This window comes from Nocardia pneumoniae NBRC 100136 (assembly GCF_000308755.1).
Lineage (GTDB): Bacteria > Actinomycetota > Actinomycetes > Mycobacteriales > Mycobacteriaceae > Nocardia > Nocardia pneumoniae.
In genome coordinates, this window is sequence record NZ_BAGF01000041.1 from 120873 (window position 1) to 141171 (window position 20299).

The 20299-nt window shown below is 68.9% G+C and carries 18 protein-coding genes and 1 pseudogene; 4 read left to right on the forward strand and 15 right to left on the reverse strand.

What is annotated here, in order from left to right:
- Window positions 1–5: 5 nt before the first annotated feature.
- Complete coding sequence (locus ON34_RS12740; protein WP_083889376.1) at window positions 6–581, reverse strand: class I SAM-dependent methyltransferase; 576 nt, start codon at window positions 579–581, stop codon at window positions 6–8.
- 178 nt (window positions 582–759) lie between these two features.
- Between ON34_RS12740 and ON34_RS12745 the strand changes: the two genes are divergently transcribed.
- Window positions 760–3042 (forward strand): ATP-binding cassette domain-containing protein, encoded by a 2283-nt coding sequence (locus ON34_RS12745; protein WP_040779050.1) that lies wholly within the window; start codon window positions 760–762, stop codon window positions 3040–3042.
- A gap of 3 nt (window positions 3043–3045) precedes the next feature.
- On the opposite strand, the gene ON34_RS12750 is transcribed toward ON34_RS12745, so the two are convergent.
- From ON34_RS12750 to ON34_RS12765, 4 genes are all read right to left on the reverse strand, one after another.
- Window positions 3046–3903: a helix-turn-helix transcriptional regulator gene (locus ON34_RS12750; protein ID WP_040779053.1), complete on the reverse strand. Its 858-nt coding sequence runs from the start codon at window positions 3901–3903 to the stop codon at window positions 3046–3048.
- Between the two features lie 143 nt (window positions 3904–4046).
- Complete coding sequence (locus ON34_RS12755) at window positions 4047–5219, reverse strand: PQQ-binding-like beta-propeller repeat protein (RefSeq protein WP_051022438.1); 1173 nt, start codon at window positions 5217–5219, stop codon at window positions 4047–4049.
- Between the two features lie 247 nt (window positions 5220–5466).
- The gene (fabG, locus tag ON34_RS12760; RefSeq protein WP_040778814.1) at window positions 5467–6219 is read right to left on the reverse strand and encodes a 3-oxoacyl-ACP reductase FabG; all 753 of its coding nucleotides are present in this window, start codon (window positions 6217–6219) and stop codon (window positions 5467–5469) included.
- Window positions 6220–6230: 11 nt separating this feature from the next.
- The gene (locus tag ON34_RS12765; protein ID WP_040778816.1) at window positions 6231–7379 is read right to left on the reverse strand and encodes an acyl-CoA dehydrogenase family protein; all 1149 of its coding nucleotides are present in this window, start codon (window positions 7377–7379) and stop codon (window positions 6231–6233) included.
- 55 nt (window positions 7380–7434) lie between these two features.
- Between ON34_RS12765 and ON34_RS12770 the strand changes: the two genes are divergently transcribed.
- Window positions 7435–8088 carry a TetR/AcrR family transcriptional regulator gene (locus tag ON34_RS12770; RefSeq protein ID WP_040778818.1) on the forward strand — a complete coding sequence of 218 codons (654 nt, stop codon included), beginning with the start codon at window positions 7435–7437 and terminating at the stop codon, window positions 8086–8088.
- Between the two features lie 62 nt (window positions 8089–8150).
- Here the strand turns inward: ON34_RS12770 and ON34_RS12775 are convergent, their stop codons facing one another.
- Window positions 8151–8771, reverse strand: a complete 621-nt coding sequence (locus ON34_RS12775; protein WP_169333866.1) for an HAD family hydrolase — start codon at window positions 8769–8771, stop codon at window positions 8151–8153.
- Between the two features lie 113 nt (window positions 8772–8884).
- The gene (locus ON34_RS12780; RefSeq protein ID WP_040778820.1) at window positions 8885–9832 is read right to left on the reverse strand and encodes an Lrp/AsnC family transcriptional regulator; all 948 of its coding nucleotides are present in this window, start codon (window positions 9830–9832) and stop codon (window positions 8885–8887) included.
- An 86-nt stretch (window positions 9833–9918) separates the two neighbouring features.
- On the opposite strand from ON34_RS12780, the gene ON34_RS12785 reads away from it, so the two are divergent.
- Window positions 9919–10791: a VOC family protein gene (locus tag ON34_RS12785; protein ID WP_245548005.1), complete on the forward strand. Its 873-nt coding sequence runs from the start codon at window positions 9919–9921 to the stop codon at window positions 10789–10791.
- Here ON34_RS12785 and ON34_RS12790 read toward each other — a convergent pair.
- Window positions 10785–12122, reverse strand: coding sequence for an MFS transporter (locus ON34_RS12790; protein WP_245548006.1), 1338 nt, complete (start codon window positions 12120–12122; stop codon window positions 10785–10787). The genes ON34_RS12785 and ON34_RS12790 overlap by 7 nt on opposite strands.
- A gap of 14 nt (window positions 12123–12136) precedes the next feature.
- On the reverse strand, window positions 12137–13507 hold the full coding sequence (locus tag ON34_RS12795; protein WP_040778824.1) for an MBL fold metallo-hydrolase: 1371 nt from the start codon (window positions 13505–13507) through the stop codon (window positions 12137–12139).
- A gap of 191 nt (window positions 13508–13698) precedes the next feature.
- On the opposite strand from ON34_RS12795, the gene ON34_RS12800 reads away from it, so the two are divergent.
- Window positions 13699–14379, forward strand: a complete 681-nt coding sequence (locus ON34_RS12800; protein WP_040778826.1) for an ArsR/SmtB family transcription factor — start codon at window positions 13699–13701, stop codon at window positions 14377–14379.
- 87 nt (window positions 14380–14466) lie between these two features.
- On the opposite strand, the pseudogene ON34_RS12805 reads toward ON34_RS12800, so the two are convergent.
- The 6 genes and pseudogenes from ON34_RS12805 to ON34_RS12830 all read right to left on the reverse strand — a co-directional run bounded on the left by ON34_RS12805 (window position 14467) and on the right by ON34_RS12830 (window position 20277).
- Window positions 14467–14768: pseudogene (locus tag ON34_RS12805) on the reverse strand (YnfA family protein).
- A 123-nt stretch (window positions 14769–14891) separates the two neighbouring features.
- On the reverse strand, window positions 14892–15191 hold the full coding sequence (locus tag ON34_RS12810; RefSeq protein WP_245548007.1) for a MerR family DNA-binding protein: 300 nt from the start codon (window positions 15189–15191) through the stop codon (window positions 14892–14894).
- Window positions 15192–15390: 199 nt separating this feature from the next.
- A complete protein-coding gene (locus ON34_RS12815; protein ID WP_040778828.1) occupies window positions 15391–16443 on the reverse strand; it encodes a hypothetical protein in 1053 nt (350 codons plus the stop codon).
- A gap of 35 nt (window positions 16444–16478) precedes the next feature.
- The gene (locus ON34_RS12820; protein ID WP_040778830.1) at window positions 16479–17438 is read right to left on the reverse strand and encodes an RNA polymerase sigma-70 factor; all 960 of its coding nucleotides are present in this window, start codon (window positions 17436–17438) and stop codon (window positions 16479–16481) included.
- 124 nt (window positions 17439–17562) lie between these two features.
- Complete coding sequence (locus ON34_RS12825; RefSeq protein ID WP_040778832.1) at window positions 17563–18750, reverse strand: NAD(P)/FAD-dependent oxidoreductase; 1188 nt, start codon at window positions 18748–18750, stop codon at window positions 17563–17565.
- A 135-nt stretch (window positions 18751–18885) separates the two neighbouring features.
- Complete coding sequence (locus ON34_RS12830) at window positions 18886–20277, reverse strand: amino acid permease (protein WP_040778834.1); 1392 nt, start codon at window positions 20275–20277, stop codon at window positions 18886–18888.
- Window positions 20278–20299 lie beyond the last annotated feature (22 nt).

The window sequence follows — 20299 nt, forward strand, 5'->3', positions numbered from 1 at the left end:
TGTGATCACTCCGGCTTGCGCCAGAGCAGGGTGTAACGCCACATCAGCCGCCGCCGAAGCCGGGCGCCGGGCAGCAATTCCGCCGCCGCCGAGCGGATGTCGGCGTAGTCCTCCTCGGGATCGCGCACCCGCGCGGCTGGCCCGTCCACCCGGTGCAGGACGTCCATCGCCCAGATGACCGGCAGCAGCGGCAAGTAGTGGTAGTCCTTGCGGGGACTCATGTTCCACAGACCGACGACGGCGAGGGTGCCGCCCGGCGCGACCAGGCGCCGCAGCGCGGACATGCCCTCGCGCAGTGGGACGTGGTGCAGCGTCGCCACGGTGGTCACGATGTCGAAAGTTCCTGGATAATCCAGGAAATCGGCCTTTTCGAGCCGCACGCCGGTCGTGGCGGGCGCTTGCGCGAGGATGCCCCCGTCTACGTCGATTCCGGTGACGGTGAGCCCGCGGCGGGCCAGCTTGCCCGCCAACAGGCCGTCGCCGCAGCCGATGTCGAGTGCCGTGTGTGCCGCGTGGGGGACCTGTTTCAGCAGCCACGGGTGGTAGTGGGTGTTGTGGTTCCAGTAGGGGTCGCCGCGCACGTTTCCCACTCTAGAGCTGCGCGTCTGGGGCCATCTCGGTCGAAGCGCGGGCCGCTTGTTGCACTGGGGACCTCACGCAATTCCAGCGGTCCCGGACCCGCATTCACACAGCAGATTATGTGATTTACATCACATTCTACGTGGCATTTTGTCGGTACTCGATGGCATGGTGGTCGGCATGCCTTTCGCCGAATCCGCCGTAACTCCCGACGTCATCCGGGTCCTCGGGGCCAGTGAGCACAATCTCCGGGACGTCTCGCTGGAGATTCCCAAGAACAAGATCACGGTCTGCACCGGCGTCTCCGGTTCCGGCAAGTCGTCGATCGTCTTCGACACCATCGCCGTCGAATCGCAGCGCCAGCTCTACGCCACCTTTCCTGCGTTCATCCTGAACTTCCTGCCCCGCTACGAGCGCCCGCACGCGGAAGCGATCGAGAACCTCACCGCGCCGGTGATCATCGACCAGCAGCCCGTCGGCGGCGGGCCGCGCTCCACGGTCGGCACGATGACCGACATCTTCTCGATGGTGCGCGCCATGTTCGCCCGGTTCGGTTCGCCCTCCAGCGGTTTGGTCTACGACTACTCGTTCAACGTGCCGCAGGGCATGTGCCCGGACTGCGACGGTCTCGGCGTCACCGTGCGCGCCGATCCCGATCGGCTGCTCGACCGGACCAAGTCGCTCAACGAGGGCGCGATCCTGCTGCCGGGCTACGGTGTGGGCAGCGGCGATTGGCAGCTGTACGGCAAGTCCGGCCGCTTCGACCCGGACAAGAAGCTGTCGGACTACACCGACGAGGAGTTCCACGATCTGCTCTACGGCACCGGCGGCAAGGTTGAGCTGACCTTCAGCAAGGGCACCTGGAAGGCGAACTACGAAGGCATCGCCACCAAATTCACCCGCACCCGGCTGCAGCGGGACACCTCGACACTCAGCGAGAAGACCCGCGAGCAGATGCGGCAATTCCTCACCGAGGGCGTCTGCGCCAGCTGCGCGGGCGCCCGGCTCAACAAGGCGGCGCTGGCCACGAAGATCAACGGCCGCAATATCGCGGACTGGGCACGCTTGCAAGTCACCGACCTGATGGCGGTGCTCGACGAGATCACCGACCCGGCGGCGGCGGGTCTGGCCGGGGCCATCCGGACCGCTCTGGGCCGCGTGGCCGATATCGGCTTGGGCTATCTCAGCCTGGATCGCCCCACCTCGACCCTCTCGGGTGGCGAAGGCCAGCGGCTGAAGATGATCAAGCACCTGTCCAGCACGCTGATCGGATTGACCTACATCTTCGACGAACCCAGCGTCGGGCTGCACCCGCGGGATGTCGGACGGTTGAACGATCTGCTGAAGGCGTTGCGGGACAAGGGGAACACCGTGATCGTGGTGGAACACGATCCGGATGTCATCCAGATCGCCGATCACGTCGTCGACGTCGGCCCGCGCGCGGGCGTGCACGGTGGGCAGGTGGTGTTCCAGGGCAGTTTCGCCGACCTCCGCGCGGCCGACACCCCAACCGGAGCCGGTCTGCGCCGCCCCTTCCGCGTCAAGGAGACCTTCCGCACCGCCACGGGAGAGCTGCTCATCCAAGGCGCGGCGGTGCACAACCTGAAGAACGTGACCGTCGGGATACCCACCGGCATCCTGACATCCATCACCGGCGTCGCCGGCTCCGGCAAGAGCAGCCTGATCCGGGACGTGTTCGTGGTCGAACACCCGGAGGCGATCTTCGTCGACCAGTCGCCGATCGCGGCGTCGTCGCGGTCCACGCCCGCGACCTATCTCGGCCTGATGGATCCGATCCGCAAGCTTTTCGCCAAGGCGACCGGAGAATCTCCTGCCCTGTTCAGCTTCAACTCCGCGGGGGCCTGCAAGCAGTGCGAGGGCCGCGGCGTGATCATCACCGAGATCGCTTACATGGATCCGGTGACCACCCACTGCGACGCCTGCGACGGGCGGCGCTTCTCCGACGACGTGCTCGCCCTCACCCTGCGCGGCAAGTCGATCGCCGACGTGCTGGAGATGACGGCCGAGGAGGCGCTCGGGTTCTTCGCGGAGAAGGCGCTGCACACCAAGTTGCGCACGATGAACGAGGTCGGCCTGGACTACCTCAGCCTGGGCCAGGCGATGAGCACGCTGTCCGGCGGCGAGCGGCAGCGGATCAAGCTGGCGACCCAGCTGCAGAACACCGGAAGCGTCTACGTGCTCGACGAACCCACCACCGGCCTGCACATGTCGGACGTGGACACGCTGCTGGCGCTGATGGACGGTCTGGTCGAGCGAGGCAATACGGTCGTGGTGATCGAACACAACCTCGACGTGGTCGCCCACTCCGACTGGGTGATCGATCTGGGACCCGACGGGGGCAAGGACGGCGGCGAGATCGTCTTCACCGGCACTCCCGCCGATCTGCTCGCCCACCCGACCTCGCTCACCGGCGAATACCTGCGCCGATACAAGGCGGCATAGGGGTTAGTCGGCGGACTCCGCGACCGGGAACCGTTCTGTCCCGGTGACCCGCAGCAGTTCCAGCGCCGAAGCCTCGCGGGTGCCCGGCGCCGCGGAGTAGACCACAACCGCCTGGTCGGTGTCCGGGACCAGCAGGGTGTCGCAGTCCAGGCGCAGCATTCCGAATTCGGGATGATCGATCGTCTTCGTCGCACTGCGCCACTGCCCGGACAGCCGGGCGGTCCACAGCTGCTCGAAACGTGGACTGCGCGAACGGAGTTCGGAGATCAGGCGCAGCAAGCCGGGATCGTCGGGGTAGCGGGCGCGGGCCCCGCGCAGGGCCGCCACGGAGAACGCCGCCGCGTTGTCGGCTTCGGCGGGGGTTATCGCGACGCGTCCGCGTTCCGTGCCGAGGAAGCGCTGCCAGATGATGTTGCGCTGTGCGGGCGGCCAGGTGGAGAAGTCGCCGAGCAGTGCGGCCGCCATCGAATTCCACGCCAGCAAGTCGGCTTTCGCCGACAGCACCAGCGCGGGCAGGTCCGCCATCCGGTCCAGCAGGCGCAACACGCTCGGCCGCACCACCATGTCGATGCGACCCTCCTGCGGTGGCGCCGCACCAGCGAACTGGAACAGCAAGGTGCGGTCCTCGTCGTTGAGCCGCAGCGCTCGGGCCAGTGCGGCCAGCACCGAGCTGGACGGATGGGGACCGCGTCCCTGCTCCAATCGCACCACGTAATCCACGCTGACACCCGCGAGCTGGGCGACCTCCTCGCGGCGCAGCCCCGGCACCTGTCTGCGCGGTCCAGCGGGCAGGCCGACATCCTCCGGCCGCACCCGGCCGCGCGCGTGCCGGAGCAGCGCGGCCAGCTCGGTTCGATCCACGCCCCGATCATGCCGCAGCCGCATCCGGTTGGGGTGGGATCGGTGCTCCCAGGAGTTGATGGCCCTGGTACGCCAGTGCCCGGAGCGCGACGCCAGCGCCATGGCAGACATGACGACGGCCCTGGTGACCGGGGCGAACAAGGTCAGATCAGCTGTCGGATGTCGCCGCGGACTCTGTAGAAAAAGCCGCGCTCGGGCGCGTCCACGTCGTCGACCACATACCGGGCGCCGGAATGCCAAAGGTCCTTGGGGAACTGGACATCCATGGACGCGTACTCATCGGGGGAAACGGTGATCACGCATTGGTGGCCGTCCTGGTCCACGCATTCGACGACAATGCCGGTCCCGGCATCGGAGGTGACCTCGACGGTGTTGCTGGGCACCACGGCGGAGATCTCCGGAGTCCGCACCGACACCGTCTCGGGCAGCACACCGTGCTCGGAGTCGCGGATGGCGGCTTCGCTGACATCGAGACAGGCGAGGGTTCCAGTGGTGGTGACCAGGTAGAGCTTGTCGTCGTGGTACTGCATGGACGAGGCCGAACCGCAGCCGGTAGCCCATTTCCACGCGCCGCATCGCGAGATGTCCCAGCAGTACACCGAGGAGCAGTCGTCCCCGGCGAAGACGCGGCCGTCGGGGGAGGTGGCGCAGGACTGTACCGGCGCATCGGACAGGTAGCTGATCCCCGCCCATTCGTTCTTGCCGACCACCTCGACACAGTTGTCATCGGTGCCCGCGTAGATCGCGTTCGAGTCCTGGCAGGCGGACAGGACCGCGCCATCGGTGTCCTCGTGACACACTTGGTATCCGGCTTCGAGGTCATATCCGGTGACGCCAGCGGAATGCCCGTGGTAGACGGCGTGCGAGTCGATCTGGATCACCCCGCCCTCGTCGCCGGGAGCGCTCCACAGCAAGTCCCCGTCCCAATCGATCGCGGTGATGCCGCCTTTCCGGTCGGTGACACAGAGGCGGCCTTCATGAATGTCGAGCGAGCAGATGTCGATTTCGGTCGGTATTTCGTAGGCAACTCTCGGCACCGTGCCGGACAGATCGTAGACTCGGTTGTCGTCGCACCCGGCGTAGATCCAGAAACCGTCGGCTACAAGGCATTTGACCGCATCAGGCAGTCGGAAGCGGCCGGTGACCACACCCTCCGGTGTCAAGGTGAACACGTCACCGCTCTCGGTGCCCACCCAGCAGCCGCGTTCGTCGACGACGACACCGGAGGCGGCGGCCCCGGAATGGAAACTCCACAGCACCGGCGCGGACATCACCTCCTCGGACCGACCGAGATCGGTGTTGTTCCCGATTGCCATAGTTCGCCTCCCTGCCTTGTCGGATCAGAACGCGACAAATTAGCAAGGGGCACCGACATTCGACGAATAAGCCTGCCAGTCATGGGAATTCGGCATATCGGCGTCGCCCGGCTGCCCAGCGGGGCAATCCCGAAACCCCGCGATCAACACGCCGCCGACCTGCGCCACATCTGGGAGCCCGTTGCGCCACAACTACACAGCCGGGGTCGGGTCAACCGCGACCACGCCGCAATAGTTGCGAGTCCAGCTAGCGCGCGCCGCCGTTGACGTACAGCGTCTGGCCGCTGACGTAGCTCGCCTCGTCGCTGGCGAGGAAGGCGATGACCGCCGCGACCTCCTCCGGCTGTCCGACTCGGCCCAGCGGCGTGCGTTCCGCGACCGCTTTCTGGTGGTCCTCGGCGGACATGCCGATCCGGCTCGCGGTGGCCGCGGTCATCGCCGTGGCGATGTAGCCGGGCGCCACCGCGTTGACGGTGATGTTGTAGCGGCCGAGCTCGATGGCGAGCGTCGCGGTCAAGCCCTGGATGCCCGCCTTGGCGGCCGCGTAGTTGGCTTGGCCGCGATTGCCGAGCGCCGACCGGCTCGACAACGACACGATCCGGCCGTACTTCTGGGGCACCATGAACGCCTGCGCGACCTGGGCGCAGTGGTACGCGCCGGTCAGGTTGACCGCGAGCACGGCGTTCCAGTCGTCCTCGGACAGGCGGAAGAACAGTTCGTCGCGGGTGATGCCCGCGTTGTTCACCAAAATCTGCGGGGTGCCGAGATCGTTTGCGGCGCTGTCGAATGCGGCCTGGACGGACGCGCGATCGGTGACGTCGCAGACGTAACCGCGCGCAACCCCGCCTGCCGCGGTGATCCGCGCGGCGGTCTCGTCGGGGGCGTTGCGGTCCAGCACGGCGACGGCGGCCCCCTCGGCTGCCAGGCGCAGGGCGGTGGCCGCGCCGATGCCTTGGGCCGCGCCGGTGACCACGGCGACCCGGTCGGTGAAGCGGTGCATGCGATGTCCTCTCAGAATGCGGCCACGCCGGTCAGCGCGCGCCCGATGAGCAGTTTCTGGATCTGACTGGTGCCCTCGTACAGGGTCATCACCTTGGCGTCGCGCAGGTACTTGCCGACGGGGAACTCGTCGATGTAGCCGTATCCGCCGAACACCTGCACCGCCCGGTCGGCCGCGCGGACCGCGGCCTCGGAGGCGAACAGTTTCGCCTTCGAGGACTCCACGGCGAACTCCTGACCGCGGTCGATCAGGTCGGCGACCCGCCAGACCAGCAGCCGGGCCGCGTCCACGTCCAGCGCTATGTCGGCGAGCAGTTCCTGCACGAGTTGGTGTCCCGCGATGGGTTTGCCGAACTGCTCGCGTTCGGTGGCGTAGCCGACCGCTGCGTCCAGGCATGCCTTGGCCAGGCCGACGCACCCCGCCGCGACCGACATGCGGCCCTTGGCCAGCGCCGCCATCGCCACGGTGAAACCCTTGCCCTCGTCGTGCAGGCGGGCGCTGTCGGGGACGCGCACGCCGTCGAGCACCAGTTCCGCGGTGGCTTGACCGCGCAATCCGAGTTTGCCGTGGATCTCCCGCGCGGTGAAGCCGGGCGAGTCGGTCGGGACCAGGAAAGCGGTGATGCCCCGATGCCCCGCACCGCCGGTGCGCGCGAAGATCAGCGCGACGTCGGCCCAGGTGCCGTTGGTGATGAACATCTTGGTGCCCGACAGCACCCAGTCCTCGCCGTCGCGTATCGCGCGGGTGCGCAGCTGGGCGGCGTCGGACCCGCTGCCCGGTTCGGTCAGCCCGAAACACCCGAGCGCCTCGCCGGCGGTGAGCCGCGTCAACCAGGTCTGCTTCTGCTCCTCGGTGCCATAGTGGTGAATCGACTTGGCCACCAAGCCGAGCGATACCGAGACGATGCCGCGCACGGCCGAGTCGCCGCGCCCGAGTTCCTCCAGCACCAGGCAGTAGGTCAGGTGGTCGCCCGCGCTGCCGCTGTACTGCTCGGGGATGGTGAGTCCGAGGAAGCCGAGTTCGCCCAACCGGCCGACGATCGCCCGGTCGACGGACTCCTCGCGATCCCATCGTGCGGCGTGCGGCGCGATCTCACGATCGACGAAATCGGCGGCCAGCCGCCGCGCCGCGGTCTGCTCGTCGGAGAGTTCGAGGTTCACGGGCGGTAGGCTAACGGCAACTAAACTAACAGTGCAAGTTTTTTGAGGAGGTCGCGTGGGAAGACCACGCCAACCGCTGCTCAGCCGGGAGCGCATCGTGTCGGCCGCACTCGCGGTGGTGGACGCGGATGGCTTGGAGGCGGTATCGATCCGGCGGCTGGCCGCCGAACTCGGGGTGCGCGGGCCTTCGCTCTACAACCACGTCGCCACCAAGGACGAACTACTCGACGCGATGGTCGACACGGTGCTCGGCGAGGTCGACCTCTCGATGTTCACCGGCGGGCCGGACTGGCGAGGCGCGCTGGAGGTCTGGGCGCGCTCCTATCGCGCGGCGCTGGCACGGCATCCCCGGTTGGTGCCCGCCTTGAACCAGGGGATGGGACGCCGCCCGAACGCGTTACGCCAGGCCGACGCGGTGTTCGGCGGCTTGGTCGCGGCGGGCTGGCCCCGGCGAGCGGCTACCGAGGTCGGTGCGCTGATGCGCTTCTTCGTCACCGGCTCGACGCTGGGATCGTTCGCGGCCGGGTTCCCCGATGACGCGGCCGTCTACCGCGGGACGTATCCGCACCTGGACGAGGCGCACCTGCTGGCGGGTCGGCAGCGCGAGATCGACGACGCCGCGTTCGACATCGGGCTGCGCGCGTTGCTGGACGGATTGACGCTGCGGTTCGAGGTCCTGCGGGCCGACGGAGTAGATCAGCGCCGCTAGAGGTTCTCGTGCGCCACCGCAATGCCCGCGTGATGCGTCGGGCGCGGGGCAGCAGGCAATTTTCAACCGGCGGCGACCGCGCCGAACTCTGCCGCGAGCCAGCCGGGAAACTCGGTGAGGTCGGCGAGCACCACGTCCGCGCCCGCCGCGCGCAGTTCGTCGGCGGTGCAAGGTCCGGTGCTGACCCCGACCGCGAGGACGCCCGCGGCCTGCGCTCCGCGCATGTCGCCGACGTGGTCTCCCACGAACAGATCCGCCCCCTGCTCGCGCAGCGTCGCCGCTTTGCCCGCCGACCAGAGATCGCCCGCGAGATGGTCGACGCGCCAACCGAGTTCGTCGATATGCAGTCGTGCGAGCGGGGCGTGCTTGCCGGTGACCACGACCACTCGTCCCTGCCTGGCCTCGATGGCGGCCAGCGCGGCCTGCGCGCCGGGCATGGGTGGAATGGTCGACACCAGCGTGGGATACAGCGCGCGGTACCGAGTGATCAGATCGGGGACCAAACCCTCGGGAGCGCCCGCTTCGACCAGCAGCGTGGCCAGCGGCGGTCCGAGCCGATCGGCGAACGCCGTACCGCTCAGCGGCAGATCGAACTCGGCGGCGAGAGTATCGATGGCACGCGCGACACCGGGCCGCGAGTCGATCAGCGTCATGTCGAGGTCGAAGCCCACGGTCCAGGTCACGACTCGACCCTACTGCGTTCGTTTTCGCCGCGGCGCGGCGTGTTATCTGATTCACGTCGAACGCGCGGTGGGCCTGAATGCGGCTGTGCGACTGGAAGTTTCGCCTTTGCTGGTCAGATGAACCGCGGCGGTGCGGTGCGCTTGGCGTAGCCGCTGATCGGACCGATCTCCATCCGTTCGATCCCGCTCAGCGCGCCGATCCGCTCGGTGGTGTAGCGGAACAGGGCGTCGGTGTCGCGGCAGACGATGCACGCCAGCAGGTTGTGCGGTCCGGTCAGCGCGCCGACGAAGCCCGCTTCGGGATCGGCGGCCAGGGCGTTCGCGACGGTGAGGAGACGACCAGGGCTTACCGACAACCAGAGCAAGCTTTGCACGGTGAACCCGAACAGGACGGGATCGACTTCGACGTCGAACCCGAGCATCCCGGCGCGGCGCAATTCCTCGACGCGCCGCCGCACCGCGGATTCCGACCAGCCGACCGCCCGCGCGAGCTGTGGATACGCCGCTCTGCCGTCGGTGGCCAGCACGGGAAGCAGGCGCTCGTCGAGTTCGGTCAGCGCCATCGGAGCGGGCGTCCGGTCTGGCACGCGCACTGCCGCGCTCTGTTCGGCAGATAGCGCCGACATCCGGCCCTGCCAGCGGCGTTGCATGACATGCCGCAGCACCCGATGCGCCTCAGCGGCGAGGACGGCCGGGTGACGTGCCAGTTCGGGCAGCGGCGCTTCGCCCGGGACTCGGAACAGGCACACGAGTTCGGCTCCGCCGGAGATCACCGTCACCCAGGAGGTGTCGGCGCGGCGGGCGAGTGCGCGGGCCAGCGCGGCCGTGGCATCCGGCCGCACCCGCAGGCGGACCAGCCATTCGGCGTGGCCCACGCGTTTGGTGTCCGCGACTCCGGTCACCCGCAGTGCGCCGGTCGACAGCAGTCGCCGGTATCGCCGGGCCAGGGTGCGCTCGGAAACGTCCAGCACCGGCGCGAGCCTGCTGAACGGCGCCCGGCCGTCGAGTTGCAACGCGTGCAACAGCCTTCGGTCGACGTCGTCCAAGATGACCGAATCCATCCCGTCAGGGTAGGGCAGTGGTCGGAATCCGGCGCGTCGGCCGCGGCGATGCGGCGTCGAGTGCCCACTAGGCGAGCATTCTCGGCGTGCAGAAAGCAATCGACGGCATTCACCACACCGGCATCCTCACCCGCGATCTCGACGGTCTGGAACGGCGCTACCTCGACCTGGGATTCACGCTGAGCCCGCGCTCACGTCACCTGCTGAGCGCCCGTCCGGGCGAGGTCCCCGTGCCGGGTTGCACGGCCAACCGGTGCGTCCTGTTCGGCGGCTCCTACCTCGAACTGCTCGGCATCGTGGACGAGTCCGCGCCGGACCCGTGGCACACCAAGGCGATGGCCGACCAGTACGAAGGCTTCCGTCTGCTCAACCTCGAGACCAGCGACGCCGAAGTGGCGCGCGAGGAACTCGTCGCGGCGGGTGTGCGAGCGTCCGGTGTGCTGGATCTGGAGCGCGATGTCGAAACCGACGACGGCGTCCGCACCGTGCGTGCGCGGGCCGTCCACGCGGACCCGGCTTCGACGCCGGAGGCGATGCTCGGCATCGCCCAGCATCTCACCCGCGAGTACGTGCACCAGCCCCGCTACCTCTCGCACCCGAACGGGGCCCGCGCCATCGCCGCGGTGCTGATCGTCGCGGCCGACGACAACGCTGACGTGATCATCGACCGCTACGCCCGCATCCTCGGCGCACCTGTCGTGCGCAAGGGACCGCGGACGGTGCTCGAGATGAGCTCCGGACAGTTGGAGATCGTGCGCGCATCGCAAGCCGACACCGTGCTTCCGGGCGAACCGGCGCCCGCACCGTCCTATCTGGCCGCCATGACCATCGCGGTCGAGGATCTCGTCGTTGCACGCGGCATCATCGAGAATTCGGTGCCGCTCCAGGAAACAGATGAGGGATTCTTCGTCTCCGCTCGCGACGCCTACGGCGCCGGTCTGTTCTTCGTGAACTACTGACTCGGGACGCCCGGCTCGGCCGTACCGGCTACTGAGCCTTGCGCGTCCGGCACATCCCCTCGCGACCGGTGCCCGGGCACGGCATCACTACGGCTGGGTGGTCGGTGGGTTTCGTACATGCGGGTGCCGACGGCTATGGCGGCGGCGGCGCTGACTGCGGCGGCTGCCCATACGGCGGCGTGCAGGCCCATCAGGTCGGCGACGATGCCGCCGAGGACGGCGCCGACGGCGTAGCCGAGGTCGCGCCAGACGCGGTAGACGCCGATGGCGCGGCCTCGCCACACGGGGTGGGCGACATCGCCGATCACGGCGAGCAGGGTGGGGTAGACCATGGCGGTGCCAGCGCCGAGCAGGATGGTGCCGATGGCCCACCCGGTGAATCGGTTGGAGGCGGCGACCAGCGCGAGAGCGGCGGCTTGGGTGGCCATGCCGGTGGTGATGAGGTGTTTGCGGCCGAGGCGATCCGACAGTGCCCCGGTGACCAGTTGTCCGGCGCCCCACACGCCGGGGTAGAGGGCGAACAGCAGCCCGATCTGCCCGACGCTGAGGTCGGCGGTGGCGAACAGCAGCGGGAACAGCCCCCACGACAGGCCGAAGTTGAGGTTGTTGACCAGCCCGGCGAGGCTGGCCGAGGACAGGGCGGGTTCTTTCAGGCTGGTCTGGACGGCGATTTGCCGGTCGGTCAGTTCGGCGTGCAGGCCGTCGGCGCGTGGGGCGTGCTGGCCTGCTTCCAGGTGGGCGTGGCCTCGGGTTTCGTGGATGAAGGCCCCGGACAGAAGCATGGCCAGGGCGGTGTAGGCCAGGCCGAGCAGGAACGGTGCGGGGCGCAGGCCATAGTGTTCGGCGAGGTAACCCGCGAGCAGCGAGCTGACCGCGACGGCCCCGTATCCGGCGGCTTCGTTGAGGCCCATGGCCAAGCCGCGGCGGGCGGGACCGACCAGGTCGATCTTCATCACGACGGTGGTCGACCAGGTCAGCCCCTGGTTGACGCCCAGCAGCACGTTGGCTGCCACGACCCACCACCAGTTCGGGGCGGCGATGAGCATCACCGGCACGGGCACGGCCATCAGCCAGCCCACCAGCAGCACCGGCTTGCGCCCGTAGCGGTCGGAGAAGGTGCCGGCGAAGTAGTTCGCGACCGCTTTGGTGATCCCGAACGCCGCGACGTAGGTGAAGATGAAGGTGTAGCCGGTGAGCCCGAACTCCGATTCGGCCAGCAGCGGCAGCACGGTCTGCTGCTGGCCGACCATGCCGCCGACGAGCGCGTTGACCGCGACCAGCAGCGTGAACTGGGCGGCGTTTACCCGCAGCCCCAACACGGGTGTGCGCACGCTGCCGCGCAGGCTCACGAACGGACTCGCAGTTGCTGCGCGATGGCGCGGGCGTAGTCGCCGGGACCGCCGTCCAGCACTTGAATGTCGGTGCGCCCGCTCCGTTCGAGGATGCTGGCGGCGGTCATGGCGCGCTCACCGTGGCCGCACATGACCACCACCGGCCCGGCCGGGACATCGACCAGTTTTCCGGCGAGCGCGCCGAGTTCGATGTTGCGCGCGCCGGGGGCGTGCCCGGCGGCGAACTCGCCGTGCTGGCGGATATCGAGGATCGTCGGCGGCTCCTGGGTGCTGAGCTGGTCGGCGTCGATCAGCGCCACCGCATCGGTGTCCACCGGTCCGGTCCAGGCACTCATGCCGCCGTGCAATTCGCCGGCGAGGGCGTCGAATCCGACCTTGGCGGCTTGCCAGGCGATGTCCTCGGGGTTTTGGTCGCTGTCGCGGACGATGACGACCGGCCGGTTCGGGTCGGTCAGCCAGCCCAGCCAGGTGGCGAATACGGGGCGCAGGGTGATGGCCAGTGCGCCGGGGATGTGCCCGGCGGCGAAGTCGGCTGGGGCGCGCACGTCGACGATTTGAGCTCCCTCGGCGATCAGGCCGGCGACCTCGGTGGCGGTCAGCGGGTCCAGGGCCGGGGCGGAGCTGAGCACGGCCGGGCCTTTGTGGTTGATTTCGCCCAGCCGCAGGAAGTAGTCGGGGAAGCTGCCCATCGAGGCGAGCAGGGCCTCGACGAAGGCGTACTCGCCGTCGACCTGCAGCAGCGGGTTGGTCGCCCGTTCGGTGCCGATGGTGCTCACTCGCTCGCCTCCGAGCGAGGACGAGCAGAACGAGCCCGCGCCGTGAGTCGGCCAGACGGGGGTGGCGTCGGGCAGGGTCATGAGCCGTTGCAGCGAGTGATATTGGGCGCGGGCGAGCGGGATCGTCTGGTCGGGGCTGACCAGATCGGTGCGCCCGGCGGTGCCGACCATCAACGACCCGCCGGTGAACACTCCCAGCAGCTTCTCATCCTCGTGCAGCAGATACGACAGATGTTCCGGGGAATGCCCGGGCGTTGCCCACGCTTGCAGAGTGAACGAGCCGATCGCAATGGTGTCGCCGTCTCCCATCGCGGTGGCGGCGAAGCCGCGCGGGCCGACTTCGGGGGCGATTACCGTCGCGCCTTCGGTCTCTGCCAGTTCCCGCACCCCGGAGATGAAATCGGCGTGCAGGTGGGTCTCCACCGCATAGGCGATCTGCAGGCCGCGGCGCTGCGCTTCGGCGCGCACCTGCCGCAGGTCGCGTTCGGGGTCGAGCACCAGCGCCCGGCCATCGCCGAGATCCAGCAGATACGTCGAGTTGCCCAGCCCCTCGTCGATGACGGGAACGAGCGTGAAATCGGTTGGCATCGCTACTCCTGTGTCGCCGATCCCTGCCAGGGCCATTATTCCAATCAACCATGGAATAATGTGAGAGATTATTCCATGGTTCCATGGAAGACAAGCCTTGCGGTAGTTGATCTCGGTCATGGTTGGCAATGCGTAGCTTTGCGCTCTGTCATGATCGAGCTACCGTATTCCAAGGATGATTGGAGTATGTGATGGGTGGTGACAAGACCGCCGCGAAGGCGGCGCTGTACGAGGCATTCGCGGCTAGCGGAAAGGCGTTGGCCAGCGGTAAACGTCTGGAGCTGCTGGACTTGCTGGCCCAGGGCGAGCGGACCGTGGAAGCGCTGGCCACCGCGGCGGGGCTGAACCTGACGACCGCGTCGGCGCATCTGCAGACGCTCAAGCAGGCCGGATTCGTCGCCACCCGGCGCGACGGGGTGCGCATCCACTACCGGCTGGCAGGGGAGGACGTCGCCCGGTTGCTGGCGCTGCTGCGCAAGGTCGCCGAAGCGCACCAGGCCGTCGTGCCGCCCGCTCGCGACAACTACCTCGGCCCCGACGGCGGCCAGGAGCTGACCCGCGCGGAGCTGCTCGCACGCGCCGCGACCGGAGAGGTGCTCGTGCTGGATGTGCGGCCGATGCCGGAATACGAGGCCGGACACATCCCCGGCGCGTTGAGCATCCCGGTCGAGCAGCTGGCCGAGCGGATCGGCGAACTGCCCGGCGACACCGAGATCGTGGTGTATTGCCGCGGCGAATACTGTGTGCTGGCCTACGACGCGGTGCGACTGTTGCGCGACCACGGCCGCCGCGCGATCCGCCTGCACGACGGCATGCTCGAATGGCGGCTGGCCGAGCTGCCCGTCGAGGCCGCGTCCGCGCCTCTGGCATGACGATCGCCCGCCAGCGCCCGGCCAACACACTCGATATCAGCATTGACGGCACGCTCGGCCACGAAATCCTGGTAAAGGCAGCCGAGGTCAGGCATGGCGTGGTGCGTACATGATGACGGCGACGCCGAGCAGGCAGACCAGCGCGCCGGTGACATCCCAGCGGTCGGGCCGGAACCCGTCCACAGTCATGCCCAGGCCAGCGAGCCTGCGACGAAGACGCCGCCGTAGGCGGCGAGGATGCGCCCGAAGTGGGCGTCGGGTTGGAGGGTGGCGACGAATCCGTAGAGGCCGAGGGCGACGACACCGGCGCCGACCCAGGCCAAGCCGCGGTGTTCACGGACGCCTTGCCACACCAGCCAGGCGCCGCCGATTTCCGCGACGGCGGCCAGTGGCGATGCCCAGCGGTTCCAGCCACGACAGGCTCACCGGGGCGAGCCCACCTCCGAGGCCACCGGCGGCGACCAGGAGCGGAACCGAACAGCACCCGACACAGAGAAGCGTGCCCAACCCGATCACCGCCCACCAGCGCCGTGCCACGGTGTCCTCAGCGGCCACAATCGCCTCCTACACCGGCGGTGTTGAATGGTACTGGGCAGCAAGGGCTTTCGCTGCAAGCCAATCAGGTCGTCACATCCTGCCGCGAGCGCAGCGCGCAGGGTGTCGCGCACCGAGGTCAGCTCGGCGAGCTCGGCGTCGATCTCGGCCAGCTTGGCCGCCGCCCGGGCCTGCAACCCGCCATCGGTGCGACGGCGGCCGACCTGCGTGGCAGTGAGCAACTCCGCGACCTCGTCAGGCCACACGGTCAGCGTCATCGACAACCTTTCCAGCGGCGACAAGTCCCGCGTTCCCGAAGGCGTCACCCTTCGCGTCCGAACGCGACGGCGAATGGAAGCACGGCGCACTCGATTCCAGCCGGGCGGCAACCGAACTCGGATGGACCGCTAGGACCACGGTGGCCGAGGGTATCCGCCGCACCTACGAGCAGTTGACGGCATGATCCGGCTCCCTGGATCAGCTACTGAGAGGTGCTGACGTGTCGGCCGGTGACGTGCGGATCGTCCGAAGTCCGGCCGCGGCGGCTGACCGTCGTGCGCGCAGGCCGCCGACCAGGCACAGCACTGCACCCAGCGCGACCCAGGCGACCAGGACGGTGACGGCGTGGGTGGCGCCGCGGCCGTCGAAGAAGGCGGTGCAGCGCAGCAACCGGCCACCGGCCCCGGGTGGCAGTAGCTGGCCGAGCGTGCCGGACCAGCCGGGCAGCATCTCGGGGGCGGTCGCCGTGCCCGAGAGCGGATTGCCGATGAGCATCATGGCGATGGCGCCGATGCCGATTCCGGCGTATCCGAGCAGGGATTCCAGCCCGAGGACGGTCAAGGAGGTGGCCGCGATGGTCAGCGCGACGGCGCCGGTATTGGCCGCGTAGGACCCGCTCAGTGAGCCGAGCCAGAACTGCAGGATCGCTGTCACGGCAAGGCCGCCGGTTGCCGCGAAGGCGAGTGCCCCGGTGACCCGGCGGACGGTGCCGCGAACGAGGCGGGTCAACAGCACTGCGGCCAGCAGACCGCCCATGACCAGAGGCAGGGCGCCCGCGCTCAATCCGGCGCCGCGCGGGTCGTCGGCGGGCAGGGCGGCGAGGTCGCGGACGGTGGCCTGCGCACCGGGCTTCCCTGCCTGGCCGAGGCCGGTCGCCATGGTCTGCAGGGTCTGGGCGACCGCGGTGCTGGCGGCGGAGGCGACGATGACTTGCGGGGTGCCGGAGCCGAGGTCGATCGCCCCGTACACTTGCCGGTCGCGGATGAGTTGTTCCGCGGCCGCGGTGTCGGCGACTTCGGTGATCTCGAAGCCGCCCGGCAGACGTTGATCGAGTGCGGTCCGGATCTGGGCGACCGCGGTGGCCGGCCCGGCGACGGCGATCGGCACATCGTGCACCGACGACCGGACCGACGGCCAGGCGAAGGCGGTGAGCAGCACGCTGGTGATCGCCGTGAGCAGGACGACTGCTCCGGCCACCGTCGGCCATCGGGACGGAAGCGAATCGGTGGCGAGCGGTGCCCGCGTGGTCATGTCTACTCCTCGAACAGTGGGGCCGTAACCGGTGTTCATCGCAGGGTGAGTGGGGTCTCGGATTCGATGCGGGTGAGTTTCTGCGGGTTGCGGACGTAGTAGATGCCGGTGATGTGGGTGTCCTCGATGTGCATCGCCATGACGCCGTCGAGCTCCCCGTCGACGTGCAGAGCCAGTGCGAGACTGCCGTTGATCGTGGTCGGCTCGACGGTGAGCGCGACGTCGTGCTTGGTGAGGCCGCCGACGATGAAGCGAGCCACCTTGCCTGCGCCGATGACCGGCCGCGGTGTGGCCTGCTTGATACCGCCTCCGTCGCTGATCGCCACGACATCGGGCGCGAGCACGCCGAGCAGTCCCCGCAGATCCCGCGTCTCGAGCGCGCGCTGGAAGGCCGCGACAGCCGCCTCGGCCTGGCGCGCGGTGACCGAGCGGCGCGGACGGCGGGCTTCGACGTGGCGGCGGGCGCGGTGGGCGATCTGATGCACGGCGGCGGGGGTCTTGTCGACCGCGGTCGCGATCTCGTCGTAGCCGATCCCGAATGCTTCGCGCAGCACGAACACCGCCCGTTCGATCGGGGTCAGCGTCTCGAGCACGAGCATCAGGGCCATCGACACGCTTTCGGCGAGTTCCACGTCGGCGGCCACATCCGGCGTGGTGAGCAGTGGCTCCGGCAGCCAGGAGCCGACGTATGACTCTCGGCGGCGTTTCATCGACCGCAGCCGGTTGAGCGCCTGGCGGGTGGTGATACGAACCAGATAGGCGCGGGGGTCATTGACATCGACCGCGTCCACCGTGATCCAGCGCAACCAGGTTTCCTGCAGGATGTCGTCGGCGTCGGCCACCGATCCGAGCATCTCGTAGGCGACGGTGAACAGGAGCTTGCGGTGTGCGAGGAACGTTTCGGTCGCCTCGAGGGTGGCGTGGTCGCCGCTGTCCCGGTCCGCTGCCTGGCTGTCGGCCCGCCGCTGCCCACCGGCTTCGGGTGTTGTGTCCATGGAGTCCTCTCCGGTCGGTCGTCGTATCCGGCGTCGGGTCGCTGATGACGCGGGTGCGGCGGCATCCCGAGCGCGGGTGCCGCCGCTCACCGCAGCCGGGCGCGACGACGGCGGTGTCGGCGCCTCAGGCGACCGGTGCCGCCGCGTGGTCGCGCTGCGCCGCCAACAGCGCCGGTCGGTGCTTGCCGTCCTTGGGCCAGTGATGCGAGCCGGGCTTGCGCGCTTCGGTCACCAGGTGGTCGACGCTGGCCGCGCAGGCGAATTCCTTGAGCTTCTTGCCCACGAGACCGCTGAAATAGAGCGGCATCGCGGTGTCGTCCTTGTGGCCGAGCTGGAAGATCCCGGTGTGGCGGCCGAAGCTCAGGCACATGGCGGGGAACGACAGGTCGATCGGCGTCGGCTGCTCACCCGCGATCTGGTGCAGCAGCGTGTCCGCGGCGTGCGCGCCCAGGCATCCCGCCGCGTAGGCGCTCATCCGGAACGGCAGGTCCGACGGCGCCGACGAGTCGCCCGCCGCGACGATGCGCTCGTCGTCGACACTGGTCAGTGTTTCGTCCGTGAGCAGGCGCCCGGCGGCATCGGTGCGCAACCCGCTGCGGGCGGCCAGATCGGGCACACCGAAGCCCGCGGTCCAGATGGTGACCTGACTGGCCAGCGTGCGGCCGTCACCGAGTTCCACGGCCTCCCGTGTCACCGCGGTGACCGACGCATCGGGGCCTTCGAGGACGCTGACCCCGAGCTTGGCGAGGTACTTGCGGGCGGTGCGTCGAGCCCGGGGGTGCAGGTACGGACCGAGGACACCTCCACAGACCAAGGTGACGGTGCGACCCTGCTCAGACAGCTCCGCGGCGGTCTCTATACCGGTCGGGCCGCCCCCGACGACCGTTACCTGGGCCGTCACGGGCGTGTCGTAGAGCACCGACCGCAGCCGCTGCGCCGCCTCCAGGGTCGCGACCGGGTAGGCGAACTCGGCCGCGCCCGGCACTGAGCCGGAGCTATCGCTGCCTACCGCGTAGACCAGGTAGTCGTAGCCGATCTTGCCGCCCTCGGCCAGCGTCACACTGCGCCCGGCCGCGTCGATCCGTGTCGCGTTGTCGACGACCAGCCGGATGCCCTCGGCCAGGACGTCGGTGTAGTCGACGACCGCATCGTGGGTCCCGCCCACCAGCTGGTGCAGACGCAGCCGCGGGACGAAGACCGGGCGCGGATTGATCACGGTGACTGTCACGTCGTCGCGCTGCGTCAAACGATTGGCCGCCATCACTCCGGCATATCCGCCGCCGATCACGACCACATCGGTGTTCTTGCTCATGGTGTCTCCTTCGCTCCGAGGGGCTCGAGCACAAGACACCGCATCGACGAACATCCTGACAGCATGTGACGCAGATCACTGAATGCGCCGCGGCTCATTCCGCGATAAACACAGCGAGCGCCTGGTCGGCGAAAGCTAGGCCCCTGCGAGCGTGGAGCGCTTGCGCCCGTACCCGAGGTAGACCGCGATGCCGACCAGCACCCACACGCCGAACCGCACCCAGGTCAGTCTTTCCAGGGTGGTCGCGAGCAGGACGCAACCGATCAGCGCGAGGATCGGCACCAGCGGGACGAGCGGGGTGCGGAACGGGCGTTCGCGCTCCGGTTCCACGCGGCGCAGCACCAGCACCCCGACGCACACCACCGCGAACGCCGACAGTGCGCCGATGTTCACCAGTTCGACCACGATGTCGATCGGCAGCAGACCGGCGATGGCGGCACCGACCGCGCCGAGCAGCAGCGTCAGCCGCACGGGGGTGGCGCGCTTTCCGGTTGCCGCGAGCCCGTAGGGGAGCAGCCGGTCACGGCACATCGCGAACATCAGCCGCACCTGCGCGTACACGATCAACAGCAGGCCCTTGGTGAGCGCGATGATCGAGGCGATCACGATGACGTCGCCGATCCATCCGATGCGCACGGCCTCGAACGCGGTCGCGATCGGGGCGCTGTTGTTCAGCGTGGCGAACGGCGCCATGCCGGTGAGCACCGCGCTGACCAGCGCGTAGAGCAGGGTGGCGATGAGCACCGTGCCGATGATCGCGAACGGCACGTCACGGCGCGGGTTGCGCGCCTCCTCGGCCGAGGCGGCGACGACGTCGAAGCCGAGGAAGGCGAAGAACGCGATCGCCGCGCCGCCGATCACGCCGCCGATTCCGAACGGCGCGAACGGCGTCCAGTTGCTTACGTCCACGTGTGGGGCGCCGACGGCGACCACCAGCACGAGCACGCCGATGGTCACGCCCACCAGCGCCTTGGTGATGCGCGCGGTGAACGTGACCTCGCCGACCAGCACCGCGACCACGACGGCGATGATCAGCAGGGCGGGCAGGTTCACCACGCCACCGTCGGCGGGCCCTGCGGTGAGGGCGTGCGGAATGGAAACGCCGAACAGCGAATCCAGTGCCGATACGGTGGTCGCGGACCAGCCGATCGCGACCGCGGCGCCCGCGATGACGAACTCGAGCAGCAAATTCCAGCCGACCAGGAACGCCGGTCCTTCGCCGAGCGTGGCATAGGTGTAGGTGTAGGCGCTGCCGGAGATCGGCACCATGGCCGCCAGCTCGCTGTAGCACAGCGCCACCAGCACGCAGACCGTCCCCGCCAGCGCGAACGACAGCATGATGGCGGGCCCGGCCTTCTCCGCGGCGGCGACGCCGGTGATGACGAAGATTCCCGCGCCCACGATGGTGCCGACGCCCATGGCGGTGAGATCCAGTCGTCCGAGCCTGCGCGCGAGCGTGGGCGCGCCTGCCGCGGTAGTCGTGTCGGGCAGGCGGCGGCGCCATCGCCGGGCTGGTGCGCTGGTCATGACTCCCTTACGAGAACGATCG

What these genes read in the sequence shown, in the direction of transcription:
- ON34_RS12745 (WP_040779050.1), top strand. Translation starts at nt 760, where the DNA reads ATGCCTTTCGCCGAATCCGCCGTAACTCCCGACGTCATCCGGGTCCTC.
- ON34_RS12755 (WP_051022438.1), bottom strand. Translation starts at nt 5,219, where the DNA reads ATGGCAATCGGGAACAACACCGATCTCGGTCGGTCCGAGGAGGTGATG.
- ON34_RS12795 (WP_040778824.1), bottom strand. Translation starts at nt 13,507, where the DNA reads ATGCCAACCGATTTCACGCTCGTTCCCGTCATCGACGAGGGGCTGGGC.
- ON34_RS12830 (WP_040778834.1), bottom strand. Translation starts at nt 20,277, where the DNA reads ATGACCAGCGCACCAGCCCGGCGATGGCGCCGCCGCCTGCCCGACACG.
- ON34_RS12780 (WP_040778820.1), bottom strand. Translation starts at nt 9,832, where the DNA reads ATGGATTCGGTCATCTTGGACGACGTCGACCGAAGGCTGTTGCACGCG.
- ON34_RS12810 (WP_245548007.1), bottom strand. Translation starts at nt 15,191, where the DNA reads ATGACGCTGACCGTGTGGCCTGACGAGGTCGCGGAGTTGCTCACTGCC.
- ON34_RS12820 (WP_040778830.1), bottom strand. Translation starts at nt 17,438, where the DNA reads ATGGACACAACACCCGAAGCCGGTGGGCAGCGGCGGGCCGACAGCCAG.
- fabG (WP_040778814.1), bottom strand. Translation starts at nt 6,219, where the DNA reads ATGCACCGCTTCACCGACCGGGTCGCCGTGGTCACCGGCGCGGCCCAA.
- ON34_RS12800 (WP_040778826.1), top strand. Translation starts at nt 13,699, where the DNA reads ATGGGTGGTGACAAGACCGCCGCGAAGGCGGCGCTGTACGAGGCATTC.
- ON34_RS12825 (WP_040778832.1), bottom strand. Translation starts at nt 18,750, where the DNA reads ATGAGCAAGAACACCGATGTGGTCGTGATCGGCGGCGGATATGCCGGA.
- ON34_RS12815 (WP_040778828.1), bottom strand. Translation starts at nt 16,443, where the DNA reads ATGACCACGCGGGCACCGCTCGCCACCGATTCGCTTCCGTCCCGATGG.